A 14,856-nucleotide genomic window follows, 5' to 3' on the forward strand; every position below is an offset into this window, starting at 1 on the left:
ACTCCTCACTAGTGTGCCACCCCGATGGGCGGCTGGCTATCAACGCGCGACCAGGTACAGGCCCGCGGCCAGCATGATCCACGCGGGCCACGCGGCCAGGCTGTCAATGGCGCCGCCGGTGGCGGCCAGTGTCGCACCCCCGGCCAGCAGGGCGCCACCCACCACGCGCAGCACGCGCTGTTCGCGTGGCTGTTGCCAGGGCGGCGGGGCGTCCTTGGCGTGGGGCTGCGACATGCGTTCCAGCAGGTCGCGGGTCATGTTGGCCAGGTGCGGCAGTTGCTCTACCTGGGATTGCACGTTGTGGAACAGGCTCTTGGGGCTCATGCGCTCGCGCATCCAGCGTTCCAGGAACGGCTGGGCGGTGCTCCACAGGTCCAGGTCCGGGTACAGCTGCCGGCCCAGGCCCTCGATGTTCAGCAGGGTCTTCTGCAACAGCACCAGCTGCGGCTGCACTTCCATGTTGAAGCGCCGCGCGGTCTGGAACAGGCGCATCAGCACCTGGCCGAAGGAGATGTCCTTCAGCGGTTTCTCGAAGATCGGCTCGCAGACGGTGCGGATCGCCGCCTCGAACTCGTTGAGCTTGGTCTCGGCCGGCACCCAGCCCGAGTCGATGTGCAGCTGCGCCACGCGGCGGTAGTCACGCTTGAAGAACGCAAACAGGTTGCGCGCCAGGTAGTCCTGGTCCTCGGGCGTGAGGCTGCCGACGATGCCGCAGTCGATGGCGATGTACTTGGGGCTCCACGGCGCCACGGTGCTGATGAAGATGTTGCCCGGGTGCATGTCGGCGTGGAAGAAGCTGTCGCGGAACACTTGGGTGAAGAAGATCTCCACGCCGCGCTCTGCCAGCAGCTTCATGTCGGTGCGCTGGTCGGCCAGGGTGGCCAGGTCCGTGACCTGGATGCCGTAGATGCGCTCCATCACCAGCACCTTGGGGCGGCACCAGTCCCAGTACACCTGGGGCACGTAGAGCATGTCCGAGGCTTCGAAGTTGCGCCGCAGCTGGCTGGAGTTGGCCGCCTCGCGCAGCAGGTCGAGCTCGTCGTAGATGGTCTTCTCGTAGTCGGCGACCACGTCCACCGGGTGCAGCAGGCGTGCGTCGGCCGAGAACTTCTCGGCCCAGCGGGCCAGCAGGAACAGCCACGCCAGGTCCTGGCCGATGACCGGCTTGAGGCCGGGGCGCACCACCTTGACCACCACTTCCTCGCCGCTGCGCAGCTGCGCCGAGTGCACCTGGGCCACCGAGGCCGAGGCCAGCGGTTCGACGTCGAAGCGGCTGAACACCTCGACGATCTTCTTGCCAAGTTGCTCTTCGATCAGCTTGATCGCCTGTTGCGGGTCGAACGGCGGCACGCGGTCCTGCAGCAGCATCAGCTCGTCGGCGATGTCTTCGGGCAACAGGTCGCGGCGCGTGGACAGCAGCTGGCCGAACTTGATGAAGATCGGCCCCAGGTCCTGCAGCGCCAGGCGCAGGGCGGCGCCGCGGGTCAGCTCCAGGCGCTTGCGCGGCAGCCAGCGCCAGGGCATGGCGAAGCGCGTGATGCGCAGAAACCACGGCAGGGGGAGGGCGAATAACAGGTCATCGAGACGGTAGCGGATCACGACGCGCTGAATGCGCAACAAACGGCGGACGGCAAGCAGCTTCATGCGTTATCGCTAGGTTTGAGGGATCGGGCGAGGCGCTCAAGGCGCGCTTCGAGGCGTTCGACATCGAGCTTGAGCTCGTCGATTTCGGCAAACCTGGCTTCGGCTTCGTGCTTGCCCACCAGGGTGCGGGTTTCTTCGGCCAGGTATTCGGCCATGTTCTGGTTCAGGCTGGACAGGCCCTTGCGCACCCAGCTGGCATCACGGCGCAGGTGGCCGCTAACCAGCTGGCTGGCCACCGGGCCGAGCCAGCGTTGCAGCTCGTATTCCCAGTCCAGTTCCAGGTCCTGCAGCACCGCCACCAGTTCCAGCAGCACGGCGCTGTCGCCGGCCAGGTCCACTTGCGGGCTGTGCAGCACGGCGGTCTTGTCGCGGCTCACCGCCAATTGCGCCAGGCTGCTGGCCGGGGCCTGCAGCACGCAGTCGGCCGGCGCCGCCCATTGGCTGGCCAGCATCAGGCCTTCACCGCTGGGCAGGATGAACAGTTTCATGGCCGGCATCAGGCAATCGATCTCGATCACCTTGCCGGCCAGGCGCGCCAGCCGTGGCAGCGCCGTGCTGTCCAGGCGCAGCACACGGTTGAGGCCGTGTTCGGCGCTGGCGATCAGGCCGCTGTACAGCATCAGGGCTTGATGCCGCGGTGCAGGGCGACGATGCCCGAGGTCATGTTGTGGTAGGTGACGCGGTCGAAGCCGGCCTGCACCATCATCGACTTCAGGGTTTCCTGGTCCGGGTGCATGCGGATCGATTCGGCCAGGTAGCGGTAGCTTTCCGAGTCGTTGGTAATCAGCTTGCCAGCCAGGGGCATGAATGCGAACGAATAGGCGTCGTACACCTTGGACATGAACTTGTTGGTGGGCTTGGAGAACTCCAGCACCAGCAGGCGGCCGCCTGGCTTGAGCACGCGCAGCATCGAGGCGATGGCGTCTTCCTTGTGGGTGACGTTGCGCAGGCCGAAGGCGATGGTCACGCAGTCGAAGTAGTTGTCCGGGAACGGCAGCTTCTCGGCGTCGGCCTGGACGAACTTGACGTTGCCGGCCACGCCCAGGTCCAGCAGGCGGTCGCGGCCTACCTTGAGCATGGATTCGTTGATGTCGGCCAGCACCACTTCGCCGCTGCTGCCCACCAGGTGGGAGAACTTGCGGGTCAGGTCGCCCGTGCCGCCGGCGATGTCCAGCACGCGGTTGCCGCTGCGCACGCCCGACAGTTCGATGGCGAAGCGTTTCCACAGCCGGTGCATGCCGCCCGAGAGCACGTCGTTCATCAGGTCGTACTTGGCCGCTACCGAGTGGAATACCTCGGCGACCTTCTCGGCCTTCTTGCTTTCGGGCACGTTCTTGTAGCCGAAGTGGGTAGTAGGTTCGGCATCGCTGGCTTTGCGCTGATCGGTCATATCGCTGTCACCGGAAAAAATTACTGGCCATTCTAATCCCCATGGCCGGCTTTGTCTTGGCAAGGCTGGTCGCAGATGGCTTGGAAGCGCAACCGCGCTACTATAGCCAGCATTATCACTTGAGCGGGACTGGTTGGATGACGCAAATCAGCGTTGAGCGCAAACATGGCCTTGGGCGCGATGCGGCCCGGCAGAAAGCCGAGGTGCTGGTGGACAAGCTGGCCAGGGAATATGACCTGCAGGCCCGGTGGGACGGGGATGTGGTGGAGGTCAAGCGCAGCGGCGCCAGCGGTACCATCCGCATCGGTGAGGACACCATCCGCGTGGACCTGAAGCTGGGCATGATGCTGTCGATCATGGGCTCGTCGATCAAGGGCGAGATCGAGAAGGCGCTGGATAAAGCGCTGGTCAGCTGACCGTAGCCGCTGCCGCCAGGCGGCGTCAGCGGCTTGCGCGGTGCCTGTGACGCGGCCTTGCGGCCGCTGCTACAGGGGTTTTGGTTACTTCTGGACTACGGCGGTGCCGTCGGCCTTGGGCGCGATGGTGGCGTAGTCACGCAGGGTCTTGGGGTTGTACGGGTCGCCGATCAAGCGCGGGCGCGCCACGAACTTGTCGTTGACGATGCTCTTGGTCGGGTCCCATTCGTTGAAGCTCAGGCCCGCCAGGTCTGCCCACGTGTGGATCAGGTTCTGGGTGCTGTACGGCCGGTTGGCGTCGCCCTGGAAGCCCCACGCGTGGTCAGCCTTCCATTTCGGCGAGGCGTAGACCATGAACGGAATGGTGTACATGGCCGAGGTCGGGTTGCCTTCGTTGCGGCCCAGGTTGGTGTGGTCGCCCGAGTCGTACACGTCTTCGCCGTGGTCGGACAGGTACAGCAGGAAGCCGTTCGGGTCGGCGGCCTGGTAGTTCTTGATCAGGCTCGACACCACGAAGTCGTTGTACAGCACCGCGTTGTCGTAGTCGTTGTAGGTTTGCAGGCGTTCGCCGGTGATCGACGGCGGCACGCCGACGTTGTCCTTGAACTTGTCGAACTCTGGCGGGAAGCGGTACTGGTAGCTGACGTGGGTGCCCAGCAGGTGGATCACGATCAGCTTGCGCGGTGCGCTGTCGGCCAGGGCCTTGGTGAACGGCTCGATCACGTCGCCGTCGTACTGGCGGGCGTTCTGGTTGCGGTTGTTGTTCATGTACGACTGCTCGTCCGCCTGCGCAGAGAAGGTGGTGAGCATGGTGTTGCGCTTGGTCAGGGTCTGCTGGTTGGTGATCCAGAAGGTCTTGTAGCCCGCCTGCTTCATCATCTTGACGATGGACGGCGTCTTCAGGAACAGGTCCGGGTGCTCTTCGTCGGCGAAGGTCAGCACCTGCTGCAGCGCCTCGATGGTGTAGGGGCGCGGGGTGACCACGTCGTTGAAGATGCTCAGCTGGTCACGCATCTTGCTCAATTCGGGGTTGGTGTCACGGCCATAGCCGTACAGGCTCATGTGGCCGCGGTTGGTCGACTCGCCAATCACCAGCACCAGGGTGGACGGCTGGCCGGCAGCCGTGTCCTTGAGGTTGGTCAGCGGCGGGATCTTCGCGTCCAGCGCCAGCATGTCCTGCATGCCGTCCAGCTGCTTGAGGTAGTTGTTGTAGCCGATCACCAGCTGCCACGGCACCGCAGGCTCCATGCGGCCCTGGAAGTTTTCCATGCCGTTCTCGAAGCCGCCTTTCTTCTTCACCGCCTTCACCAGCGGCCACACCACCAGGCCCAGGATCAGCGCCAGGCTCACCGCGATGGCCTTGGTGGTGCTGATGCGCACCGGGCGCAGGCGGGTCCAGATGAACACCGGCACCGCCGCGTAGAGCAGGAAGGTCGGCACCATCCACCACTGGAAGTACTGGCCCAGGTACTCGCCGGCTTCAGCGTTGTTGGACTCGAACATGATGAAAATCACGCTCTGGGAGAACTCCTGGTGGTACACCAGGAAGTAGAACAGGCTGCCCAGCGAGCACAGGAACAGCACGATGCCGATGACCGCGGCGATCACCTTGGTGCGCGAAGGGAACAGCAGCACCGGGATCAGCCACAGGGCGCTGAGGAAGAAGGCGTCACGGAAGCCCTGGAAGCCGGTGGTGCCGGCGGCCAGGATCAGTGCCTGGGTCACGCCCGAGAAGTACCAGAAGAACAGGAAAAGCCAGCCCAGTCCTGCCCAATCGGTGCGGGCGCGGCGGGCAACTGCGGGGGATGCGGTGGTCATGTGGGTTCCAACTCTCGGCGATCAGGCGCCGGAGTCAGCTGCCCGAAATCAAAAACGACACGCATGCTACGACGTCATATGTGAGTTTTTTGTCAAAACCCTGAATATTTCGTGACAAACGGATTTTGGTGCTTAGGGTGAGCATTCTAATTTTTGTCATTAAGGTGTGCCTATGCCCTGTGGTCGGGTGGGCAATCCTCCCTCTTTACAAGCATGAGGTGCACCATGGCAAAAGCGATCCTGAAGAAGAAGGTCCAGGTTCCGGCGGAACACGCCGCCGGTGAGGTTCGTTCCTACGCCCGCAAGATCTGGCTGGCCGGCATCGGTGCCTACGCCAAGGCCGGCAAGGAAGGCGTCAGCTACATCAAGGAGCTGATCAAGACCGGTGAAGACGTGGAAAAGACCGGCAAGAAAAAGATCGACGCCGAGATCAAGGCCGCCAACACCGAGATCGCCGAAGTGAAGGGCGAGGTGAAGGCCGAGCTCAAGTCCGTGAAGGGCAAGGTCGAGCTGCAGCTCGATCGCATCGAAAGCGCATTTGATTCCCGGGTAGCCAGTGCCTTGAACCGCATCGGCATCCCGTCCCGGCATGACGTTGAGACACTCTCTGCTAAGCTCGATGAGCTGACGGCATTGCTTCAACGTGTCGAGCGCAAACATTAAGGAGAGCAGGATGGCTGGCAAGAAGAAGGTTGAGAAAGAAGGCAGCTCCTGGGTCGGCGAAGTAGAAAAATACTCGCGTCAGATCTGGCTGGCTGGTTTGGGCGCTTACTCGAAGATCAGCAATGACGGCAGTAAGCTTTTCGAGAACCTGGTCAAGGACGGCGAAAAAGCCGAGCAACAGGCCAAGGAAGAAGTCGACAAGGGCGTGGACTCGGTGAAGTCCACCGCCAAGACCGCCAAGTCGCGGGTGGGTGATGTGAAAGAGCGCGCACTGGGCAAGTGGAGCGAGCTGGAAGAAGCGTTCGACAAGCGCCTGAACAGCGCCATTTCGCGCCTGGGCGTGCCTAGCCGCCTGGAAGTGAAGCAGCTGCACAGCAAGGTCGATACCCTGACCAAGCAGATCGAGAAGCTCACCGGGCAGTCGGTGACGCCGATCTCCAGCCGCACCGCTGCTGCCAAGCCTGCGGCCAAACCGCTGGCCAAGGCCGCTTCCACCGCCAAGGCCGCCACCAAGGCGGTGGCCAAGCCAGTTGCGGCGAAAACCGCGGCAGCGGCCAAGACCGCCACCAAGGCAGCCGCCAAGCCAGTCGCTGCCGCCAAGGCCGCCGCCAAGCCTGCTGCCAAGCCGGCGGCGAAAAAGCCTGCGGTGAAAAAACCGGCAGCCGCCAAGCCGGCCGGTCCGGCCGCCAGCGCTGCCCCGGCGTCCACCGCCAACAGCGCCGCCGCCCCGTCCGCGCCAGCGCCAAGCAGCGCGTCGGCCCCGGCAAGCGCCCCGCAGTCCTGATAACCTCAGGCTGACCAAACGCCCGGCCCCGCAAAGGCCGGGCGTTTTTATTTGCCTCCGTAGCAGCAACTGTCTTGTGGGAGCTGGCTTGCCAGCGAGCTTTTATGGCCCCAACAACTCGCTGGCAAGCCAGCTCCCACAGGATGCCGCGTCAGCCCTCCAGGTAGCGCAGGGCGATGCGTTCGGCGGCGTGCCGGGGCTCGGGGTGCAGGTGCGGGGCCACCAGCATCATGATCTGGTACACCACCACGCCCACCTCGCCGTCGCGGCCCAGGATGCGCTGGTAGTCCAGGGAAAACACCAGGGTCAGGGTGATCTGCTCCACCAGTTGCCCCAGGGCCTGGGTGTCGCTGGTGACCTGGCCCTGGGCCTTGAGGCTGGCCAGCAGCGAGGCCAGGGTGCGCTTGATGCCGTTGAGCAGGCTGCGCACGCCGCGCGCCAGCTTGGGCAGGCGCCCGGCCAGGTTCGACAGGTCCTGGAACAGGAAGCGGTACTGGGCCATTCGCTCCACGATCAGGTGCAGGAACAGCCAGTAGTCCTCGGCGCTGAGTTCCACGTGTTCGGGTGGGTCCAGCAGCGGTGTCAGCTCATCTTCGAAACGCTCGAATAGCCCCAGTATCAACGGCTCCTTGCCGTGGAAGTGGTAGTAGAGGTTGCCGGGGCTGATCCCCATTTCATTGGCGATCTCCATGGTTGAGACATTGGGTTCGCCCTGCTGGTTGAACAGCTGCAGGGCACACGCCAGGATACGGTCGCGGGTTTTCATCCGGTTTCTTGTCAGTCCTTGAGCAAAAAGTCAGCGCACCAGCACATAGGTACCTGGCGCGGCGTCCAGGGTCGGGTAGGTGGCACTGCCGAGGGCCATCTGGGTCTCGCGCTGGGTGCCCGAGCGCGCTTGAATCCAGCTCAGCCATTCCGGCCACCAGCTGCCTTCGACATGCTTGGCGTCGTAGTACCACGCCCGCGGGTCGCTGCTCAGGCGGGTGTTTTCCACGTAGTTGGCCTTGGGGTTGCCCGGCGGGTTGAGGATGCTTTGCACGTGGCCGCTGTTGGACAGGATGAACCGGCGCTCGCCGCCCAGCAGCAGGGTGGAGCGGTAGACCGCGTCCCACGGGGTGATGTGGTCGTTGATGCCGGCCACGCTGAAGCTGTCCACGGTGACCTTGGACAGGTCGATGGCCGTGCCGCACACCTCCAGGCCGCCGGAGTGGCTGAGCGGGTTGTGCTTGAAGAAGTCCAGCAGGTCGCCGTGCAGCGCGGCGGGCAGGCGCGTGGTGTCGTTGTTCCAGTAGAGGATGTCGAAGGGCGGCGGGGTCTTGCCCAGCAGGTAGTTGTTGACGAAGTAATTCCAGATCAGGTCGTTGGGGCGCATCCAGGCGAACACCCGGGCCATGTCGCGGCCGTCCAGCACGCCGTGCTGGTAGGAGCGGCGCTTGGCCGCTTCCAGCGCCTGTTCGTCGATGAACAGCGCCGCCGGGCTTTCGATCTGGCTGTCCAGCAGGCTCACAAGGTAGGTGGCGCTGGCCACGCGGCGGCCCTGGCGCTTGGCCTGCAGCACGCCTTGCAGGGCCGCCATGGTCAGGCCGCCGGCGCAGGCGCCGATCAGGTTCACGTCGCGCGAGGCGGTGATGGAGCGGCAGACGTTCACTGCTTCCTCCAGCGCCTCGACGTAGGTGGACAGCCCCCACTCGCGATGGCGGGCATCGGGGTTGCGCCAACTGATGGTGAACACCTGCAGGCCGTTCTTCAGCGCGTACTGGACGAAGCTGTTGGTGGGGCTGAGGTCGAACACGTAGTACTTGTTGATCTGCGGCGGCACGATCAGCAGCGGCTTGGCGTACTGCTTCTCGCTCATGGGCTTGTACTGGATCAGCTCCAGCAGTTCGTTGCGAAACACCACCGCGCCGGGCGTGGTGGCCACGCTCTTGCCCACCTCGAACGCCTCGCGGCTGACCTGGCGGGGCAGGCCGTCGTTGTGGCGCAGGTCGTCGAGCAGGTGGCCGATGCCCTTGATCACGCTGGTGCCGCCCGAATTGAACAGCTCCTTGAGCGCCAGCGGGTTGAGCAGCGAGTTGGTGGGCGACATGGCGTCGTTGATCAGCGCGAAGACGAAGTGCGCGCGCACGCGGTCGTCCTCGGGCAGGCCGCTTTCGTCGATCCAGGCCTTCACCTCCTTCTGCCAGCTGAGGTAGGCCTGTAGCCCGCGGCGGTAGAAGGGGTTGAGGCTCCAGGTGGGGTCGCTGAAGCGGCTGTCCTTGGGGTTGGGCTGGTGCAGCGTGTCGCCCATCAGTACCCGGCTCAGCTGGCTGCCCAGGCGCAGGGCATGGCGGGCAGTGAGCACCGGGTGCAGCAGGCTGTGGCGGCCTACGCTGCGCAGGGTCGAAACCAGGTCACGACCCCGCAGCCCGGTGATCGCGCTCTGGGCGTTCATAAAGGTGGCAGCGATGGGCGTGTGCCCCTTGGCTGGTTTCTCTTTCATGCGTCAACACTCCTTCGTCGGGCCTTCTACCAACACATGGGTGCAAGCGCCGTGCAGCACGCTTGCGTTGATCGCGTTGGCAGCACTCCGGCCACGCACGCGACAACCAGCGGCCCCTCAGGGGCCGCGAAATGGCGCCGGTTGCGGGTGCATCACCGCGCGTTGGCGCTCTTCCTGGAGAAACTTCATGATGATCGGCGCGACGGCTTCCGCCCGGGTAATCAGGAACAGGTGGCCGTCGTCGATTATGTGTAGTTGGGCGTTGGGAATGCGCCAGGCCAGCAGGCGCATATTGATCAGCGGGATCAGCGGGTCGTCGTCGCCGGCCAGCACCAGGGTCGGCTGGTGGATCTTGTGCAGCCAGTGGATGCTGGTCCAGCCCAGCCCGGCGAACAGCTGCCAGTAGTAGCCCAGCTTGCCCGAGGAACGCACCTTGGCGGCGTGGTTCATGGCCAGGTCCGGGTCGCGGCGGAACGCGCCGCCGTAGATCTCCGGGGCAATGCGCACCACGTGCGAGGGCTGGATGTAGCGCCGCGGGCTGGCCATCATCCACAGCACCTTGGGCTTGCCCGGCACCATCACCGCGCCGGCCGCCGTGGCCGCCAGCACCAGTTTCTTGCAGCGCTCGGGGTAGTCGTAGGCGAACTGCTGGGCCAGCGCGCCGCCCCACGACACGCCAATGGCGTTCACCTGGCCGTAGTCCAGGTAGTCGAGCATGCGCGCGGTCAGGCGTGCCAGCCCCGGGAACCGGTAGGGGTAGCTGGGCGTGGAGGAGCCACCGACCCCGGGCACGTCGAACGCAATCACTTCCAGGTCAGGGTCCAGCGCCTGCACGAAGGGGAATACCAGCTCCAGGTTGGCGCCGATGCCGTTGAAAATCAGCAGTGGGGTCAAATGCGGCTTGCCTGGCCTTACCGCGGTGCGGATGGCCTGGCCATCCAGATCCACGGTCCGGAAGATGTACTGTTCCTGCATGCATCAAGCCCTATAAGGTTGTGCCGCCACGCCAATTGTCGTGGCGGTTCTCGGACGGGCCTGGCGCCTCAGCGCTCGTGCACGTAAGTCCCGGGTGAAGCCTCCCCGGCCGGGTACGCCTTGTTGCCCAGCTTGAGTGGCGCCTTTTTCAGTTCCCCTGAACGTTCGGTCAACCAGGCTGCCCAGTACAACCACCAGGAATCGGTGTGCTTGGTCGAATCCTCCTGCCACTGCACGGGGGTGGACGTCAGCTCGCTATTGGTCATGAACCGCGCCTTGGGGTTGCCCGGCGGGTTGAGAATGCTCTGGATATGACCGCTGCTCGACAGCACGAACTCCACCTTGCCGCCAAACAGTTGTGCTGATTTGTAGCACGAAGTCCATGGCGTGATGTGATCGTTGGTGCCCGCCAGGCAGAAAATATCGCTGTCCACCTGCTTCAGGTCGATGGCGGTGCCGCAGACTTCCAGGGCGTTGGCGCGGGTCAGCGGGTTGTTCTTGAACATTTCGATCAGGTCGCCGTGGAAGGCGGCCGGCAGGCGCGTGGTGTCGTTGTTCCAGAACAGGATGTCGAACACCGGCGGCTCGTTGCCCATCAGGTAGTTGTTGACCCAGTAGTTCCAGATCAGGTCGTTGGGGCGCATCCAGGCGAAGATCTTCGCCATGTCCTTGCCTTCCAGCACGCCCGATTGGTAGGAGTGGCGCTTGGCCGCCTCCAGGGTCTGCTCGTCGACGAACAGCGCCACCTGGGTGTCCAGGGTGGTGTCGAGCACGCTCACCAGCAGGGTCAGGGCGTTCACCTTGCGCTCGCCCAGGGCGGCGTAGTGGCCCAGCAGGGCGGTGCAGGTGATGCCGCCCGAGCAGGCGCCGAGCATGTTCAAGTCCTTGCTGCCGGTGACGGCCAGCACCACGTCCACCGCTTCCTTCAGGGCGTCGATGTAGGTCGACAGGCCCCACTCGCGCTGCGCCTTGGTAGGGTTGCGCCAGCTGATGATGAAGGTCTGCACGTTGCTGCGCAGGCAGAAGCGCGCCAGGCTCTTCTCGGGGCTGAGGTCGAACACGTAGAACTTGTTGATCTGCGGCGGTACCACCAGCAGCGGCCGTTCCAGGGTCTGCTCGGTGATGGGGCTGTACTGGATCAGCTCCAGCACGTCGTTGCGGTAAATCACCGCGCCCTCGCTGGTGCCCAGGTTCTTGCCCACCTCGAACGCGTCCATGTTGACCTGGCTGGGCATGCCGCCGTTGTTCACCAGGTCCTTGGCCAGGTGCGACAGGCCGTCGAGCAGGCTCTTGCCGCCGGTCTCGAAGAAGCGCTTCACCGCTGCCGGGTTGGCCATGGTGTTGGTGGGCGCCATGGCTTCGGTCATCAGGTTGATGACGAAGTGCGCGCGGGCGATGTCCTGGGCCGAGAGGTTGCTCTCGCCCGCCCAGTCGTGAAGCTCCTTGCGCCACGCCAGGTAGGTCTGCAGGTAGCGGCGGTACAGGGGGTTCTGGCTCCAGGCCGGGTCACCGAAACGACGGTCATCGTTTTCCGGTACCAGGCTGGATTTGCCGAAGATCACGTTCTTCAGTTCGATGCCAAAATGGGCCACGTGCTTGGCACTGTGCAGCGGCTGCTTGAGAGCCTGCCGCAAAATCATGCGCGCAGAGCTGAGCAGATCCTTGCCGCGCAAGCCGATGACAGGGTTCAGGCCGAGGGTATTTTCCGAGGCCTGGTACTTCAGTTCATCGTTGTTCTTGTTACTCATCTACGACGCTCCGTTGTCCTGAGACGAGTACTGGTGGGACTGTGCCGACAGCGCAGCCGCGAGCCAGTACTACTGCCCGGGTGACCAGTGATAGCGAACAGTTGTGTAACGACTGGCCGGGCAATGCATCGCGGAGTCTTGCTGGCAATCCTGCGCCTGCGGAAGGCTACCTTCTCTCGCAACGTCCGAACCCGACCAGTACCCTGAGTGATGCAGGGAACTTGCCACTTCCATTGGTTACCCGACTTTGTACGAAATCGCAAGCGACCGTTGTAGGACCGCTGCCAAGGCATTCAAGCAAATAGAATTAGAAAATGCTCTCTAGAAAATCCGAGCCGCGGGCTAGAGCATCAGTTTGACTACCGACAATGCGGGGTCGCGGGTCTTGCCGGCTTTTTGCAGCTCGTCGAGGTAATCCGCCCACAGTTGCTCCTGGCGAATCGACAGCTGGTAGAGGTAGTCCCAGGTGAACAGGCCGCTGTCGTGGCCGTCGTCGAAGGTCAATTTTAGTGCGTACTGGCCGGCCGGCTCTATTTTGGACAGGCCAACGCCCAGCTTGCCGAACTGCAGGATGGGTTTGCCGTGGCCCTGGACCTCGGCGGAGGGGGAGTGCACGCGCAGGAATTCGGCGGGCAGGTGGTACACCTCGCCAGGGCCGTAGGTGAGGCTCAGGGTCTTCGAGGCTTTGTGCAGGTTGATGGCGGTGGGGAGCTTGGACATGGATGGAGCACCTGTTGACGGTTGGCGACAACCGCGTAGCAGCTGCCGCCAGGCTGCGTCAGGGCCAGCGCGGTGCGCCTGCCTGACGCGGCCTTGCGGCCGCTGCTACAGGGTTGAATGCATGCCTTACAGGATATACCGAGACAGGTCTTCGTTCTGGGCCAATTCGCCCAGGTGGCTGTTCACGTACTCGGCGTCGATGCGGATCGGCGTCTCGTCGTGGGCGCTGGCCAGGTCGCCAGCGCTGAAGGACACTTCTTCCAGCAGGCGTTCGAGCAGCGTGTGCAGGCGGCGGGCACCGATGTTCTCGGTCTTCTCGTTGACCTGGAAGGCGATCTCGGCCAGGCGCTTGATGCCCTCGGGCGCGAACTCGATGTTCAGGCCTTCGGTCTTCAGCAGCTCGCGGTACTGCTCGGTCAGCGAGGCGTGCGGCTCCTGCAGGATGCGCTCGAAGTCTTCCGGGGTCAGGGCCTTGAGTTCCACGCGGATCGGCAGGCGGCCTTGCAGCTCGGGCACCAGGTCGCTTGGCTTGCTCAGGTGGAAGGCACCGCTGGCAATGAACAGGATGTGGTCGGTCTTGACCATGCCCAGCTTGGTGTTCACGGTGCAGCCTTCGATCAGCGGCAGCAGGTCGCGCTGCACGCCTTCACGGGACACATCGGCGCCGCCGACGTTGCCGCGCTTGGCCACCTTGTCGATCTCGTCGATGAACACGATGCCGTGCTGCTCGACTGCTTCCAGGGCCTTGGCCTTGAGCTCTTCTTCGTTCACCAGGCGACCGGCTTCTTCCTCGCGCACCAACTTCAGGGCTTCCTTCACCTTGAGCTTGCGGGCTTTCTTCTTGCCCTTGCCCATGTTGGCGAACAGGTTCTGCAGCTGGTTGGTCATCTCTTCCATGCCCGGTGGCGCGGAAATGTCGACGCCCATGGCTTCGGCCACTTCGATCTCGATTTCCTTGTCATCCAGTTGGCCTTCGCGCAGGCGCTTGCGGAACAGCTGGCGGGTGTTGGAGTCGGTGCTGTGGGTCTGGTCTTCGTTGAAGCCCATGCGTGCCGGCGGCAGCAGGGCGTCGAGGATGCGCTCTTCGGCGGCGTCTTCGGCGCGGTGCTGCACGCGGGTGATCTCCTGCTCGCGCAGCAGCTTCAGGGCGGCGTCGGCCAGGTCACGGATGATCGACTCGACGTCGCGGCCCACGTAGCCCACTTCGGTGAACTTGGTGGCTTCGACCTTGATGAACGGCGCGTTGGCCAGCTTGGCCAGGCGGCGGGCGATCTCGGTCTTGCCCACGCCGGTAGGGCCGATCATCAGGATGTTCTTGGGCGTCACTTCAACGCGCAGCTCGGCCGGCAGCTGCATGCGGCGCCAGCGGTTGCGCAGGGCGATGGCGACGGCGCGCTTGGCATCGTCCTGGCCGATGATGTGGCGGTTGAGTTCGTGGACGATCTCGCGGGGGGTCATGGACATGATATGTGGCGGTCCTCTAGCGGTGCTGACAAGCGTGGGAAGGCCCGGCCGCAGCCGGGCGCCAGAACAACTTGTTACTCCGCGAGGTCCTGCTCCTCGATGGTCAGGTTGTGGTTGGTGAACACGCAGATGTCGCCGGCAATACCCAGTGCGGTCTCGGCGATTTCGCGGGCCGACAAGTCGGTTTTCATCAGCAGCGCGCGGGCAGCGGCTTGTGCGAACGCGCCACCGGAACCCATGGCGATCAGGCCGTCCTCGGGTTCGACGACGTCGCCGTTGCCGGTAATGATCAAGGAGGCGTCCTTGTTGGCCACGGCAAGCATGGCTTCCAGGCGGCTCAGGGAACGGTCGGTGCGCCATTCCTTGGCCAGCTCGACGGCGGCGCGCACGAGGTGGCCCTGGTGTTTCTCCAGTTGGCCTTCAAAACGCTCGAACAGCGTGAAGGCGTCGGCGGTGGCACCGGCAAAACCGGCGATTACCTGGCCGTGGTACAGGCGACGCACTTTCTTGGCGTTGCCTTTCATCACGGTATTACCGAGGGAAACCTGGCCGTCGCCGCCCATGACGACTTTGCCGTGGCGACGAACTGAAACGATGGTGGTCAAGGGGAGAGTCTCCACGCAGCGGGGCGAAAATGCCCTGATGGAAACTCATATGGGGGTGCGGTTGGCTATTTCAACCTTGGGGGATGAGCGGTGTTATTGCAGGGGGCTGGGGACGCGGCCTGCGGCCGCTGCTACAGGGCCGCGTCCGAA

At 64.0% G+C, this 14,856-nt stretch carries 14 protein-coding genes; 3 read left to right on the forward strand and 11 right to left on the reverse strand.

Features of this window, described 5'->3' with window-relative positions:
• Window positions 1-39: 39 nt before the first annotated feature.
• Genes ubiB through ubiE form a run of 3 tightly spaced genes read right to left on the reverse strand, consistent with a single transcriptional unit; the run spans window position 40 to window position 3,034 of the window.
• Window positions 40-1,644 (reverse strand): ubiquinone biosynthesis regulatory protein kinase UbiB, encoded by a 1,605-nt coding sequence (ubiB, locus tag RAM80_RS19235; protein ID WP_416422037.1) that lies wholly within the window; start codon window positions 1,642-1,644, stop codon window positions 40-42.
• Complete coding sequence (locus RAM80_RS19240) at window positions 1,641-2,264, reverse strand: ubiquinone biosynthesis accessory factor UbiJ (RefSeq protein ID WP_416422038.1); 624 nt, start codon at window positions 2,262-2,264, stop codon at window positions 1,641-1,643. The genes ubiB and RAM80_RS19240 overlap by 4 nt, the downstream gene beginning before the upstream one ends.
• Window positions 2,264-3,034, reverse strand: coding sequence for a bifunctional demethylmenaquinone methyltransferase/2-methoxy-6-polyprenyl-1,4-benzoquinol methylase UbiE (gene ubiE / locus RAM80_RS19245; RefSeq protein ID WP_416422039.1), 771 nt, complete (start codon window positions 3,032-3,034; stop codon window positions 2,264-2,266). Before ubiE ends, RAM80_RS19240 begins: the two co-directional genes overlap by 1 nt.
• A gap of 137 nt (window positions 3,035-3,171) precedes the next feature.
• Between ubiE and RAM80_RS19250 the strand changes: the two genes are divergently transcribed.
• Window positions 3,172-3,450: a polyhydroxyalkanoic acid system family protein gene (locus tag RAM80_RS19250; RefSeq protein ID WP_416422040.1), complete on the forward strand. Its 279-nt coding sequence runs from the start codon at window positions 3,172-3,174 to the stop codon at window positions 3,448-3,450.
• 84 nt (window positions 3,451-3,534) lie between these two features.
• On the opposite strand, the gene cptA is transcribed toward RAM80_RS19250, so the two are convergent.
• The gene (gene cptA / locus RAM80_RS19255) at window positions 3,535-5,268 is read right to left on the reverse strand and encodes a phosphoethanolamine transferase CptA (protein WP_416422041.1); all 1,734 of its coding nucleotides are present in this window, start codon (window positions 5,266-5,268) and stop codon (window positions 3,535-3,537) included.
• Window positions 5,269-5,493: 225 nt separating this feature from the next.
• Here cptA and RAM80_RS19260 point away from each other — a divergent pair, with 225 nt between their 5' ends.
• Together RAM80_RS19260 and RAM80_RS19265 are read left to right on the forward strand one after the other, a co-directional pair.
• Window positions 5,494-5,931 carry a phasin family protein gene (locus RAM80_RS19260; RefSeq protein ID WP_416422042.1) on the forward strand — a complete coding sequence of 146 codons (438 nt, stop codon included), beginning with the start codon at window positions 5,494-5,496 and terminating at the stop codon, window positions 5,929-5,931.
• Between the two features lie 10 nt (window positions 5,932-5,941).
• Window positions 5,942-6,715 (forward strand): phasin family protein, encoded by a 774-nt coding sequence (locus RAM80_RS19265; RefSeq protein ID WP_416422043.1) that lies wholly within the window; start codon window positions 5,942-5,944, stop codon window positions 6,713-6,715.
• Window positions 6,716-6,866: 151 nt separating this feature from the next.
• On the opposite strand, the gene RAM80_RS19270 is transcribed toward RAM80_RS19265, so the two are convergent.
• The 7 genes from RAM80_RS19270 to hslV all read right to left on the reverse strand — a co-directional run bounded on the left by RAM80_RS19270 (window position 6,867) and on the right by hslV (window position 14,706).
• Window positions 6,867-7,481 carry a TetR/AcrR family transcriptional regulator gene (locus tag RAM80_RS19270; RefSeq protein WP_416422044.1) on the reverse strand — a complete coding sequence of 205 codons (615 nt, stop codon included), beginning with the start codon at window positions 7,479-7,481 and terminating at the stop codon, window positions 6,867-6,869.
• A 30-nt stretch (window positions 7,482-7,511) separates the two neighbouring features.
• Window positions 7,512-9,194 carry a class II poly(R)-hydroxyalkanoic acid synthase gene (gene phaC / locus RAM80_RS19275; protein ID WP_416422045.1) on the reverse strand — a complete coding sequence of 561 codons (1,683 nt, stop codon included), beginning with the start codon at window positions 9,192-9,194 and terminating at the stop codon, window positions 7,512-7,514.
• Window positions 9,195-9,311: 117 nt separating this feature from the next.
• Entirely contained in the window at window positions 9,312-10,169 is an 858-nt protein-coding gene (phaZ, locus tag RAM80_RS19280; protein WP_416422046.1) for a poly(3-hydroxyalkanoate) depolymerase, read from the reverse strand.
• A gap of 68 nt (window positions 10,170-10,237) precedes the next feature.
• Window positions 10,238-11,917 (reverse strand): class II poly(R)-hydroxyalkanoic acid synthase, encoded by a 1,680-nt coding sequence (gene phaC, locus RAM80_RS19285; protein WP_416422047.1) that lies wholly within the window; start codon window positions 11,915-11,917, stop codon window positions 10,238-10,240.
• A gap of 342 nt (window positions 11,918-12,259) precedes the next feature.
• Window positions 12,260-12,637, reverse strand: coding sequence for a gamma-butyrobetaine hydroxylase-like domain-containing protein (locus RAM80_RS19290; RefSeq protein ID WP_416422048.1), 378 nt, complete (start codon window positions 12,635-12,637; stop codon window positions 12,260-12,262).
• A 126-nt stretch (window positions 12,638-12,763) separates the two neighbouring features.
• The gene (gene hslU, locus RAM80_RS19295; RefSeq protein ID WP_416422049.1) at window positions 12,764-14,101 is read right to left on the reverse strand and encodes an ATP-dependent protease ATPase subunit HslU; all 1,338 of its coding nucleotides are present in this window, start codon (window positions 14,099-14,101) and stop codon (window positions 12,764-12,766) included.
• Between the two features lie 74 nt (window positions 14,102-14,175).
• Entirely contained in the window at window positions 14,176-14,706 is a 531-nt protein-coding gene (gene hslV, locus RAM80_RS19300; RefSeq protein WP_008368013.1) for an ATP-dependent protease subunit HslV, read from the reverse strand.
• Window positions 14,707-14,856: the final 150 nt, after the last annotated feature.

Origin of the sequence: Pseudomonas sp. App30 (assembly GCF_047947025.1) — a bacterium.
Classification (GTDB): Bacteria; Pseudomonadota; Gammaproteobacteria; order Pseudomonadales; family Pseudomonadaceae; genus Aquipseudomonas.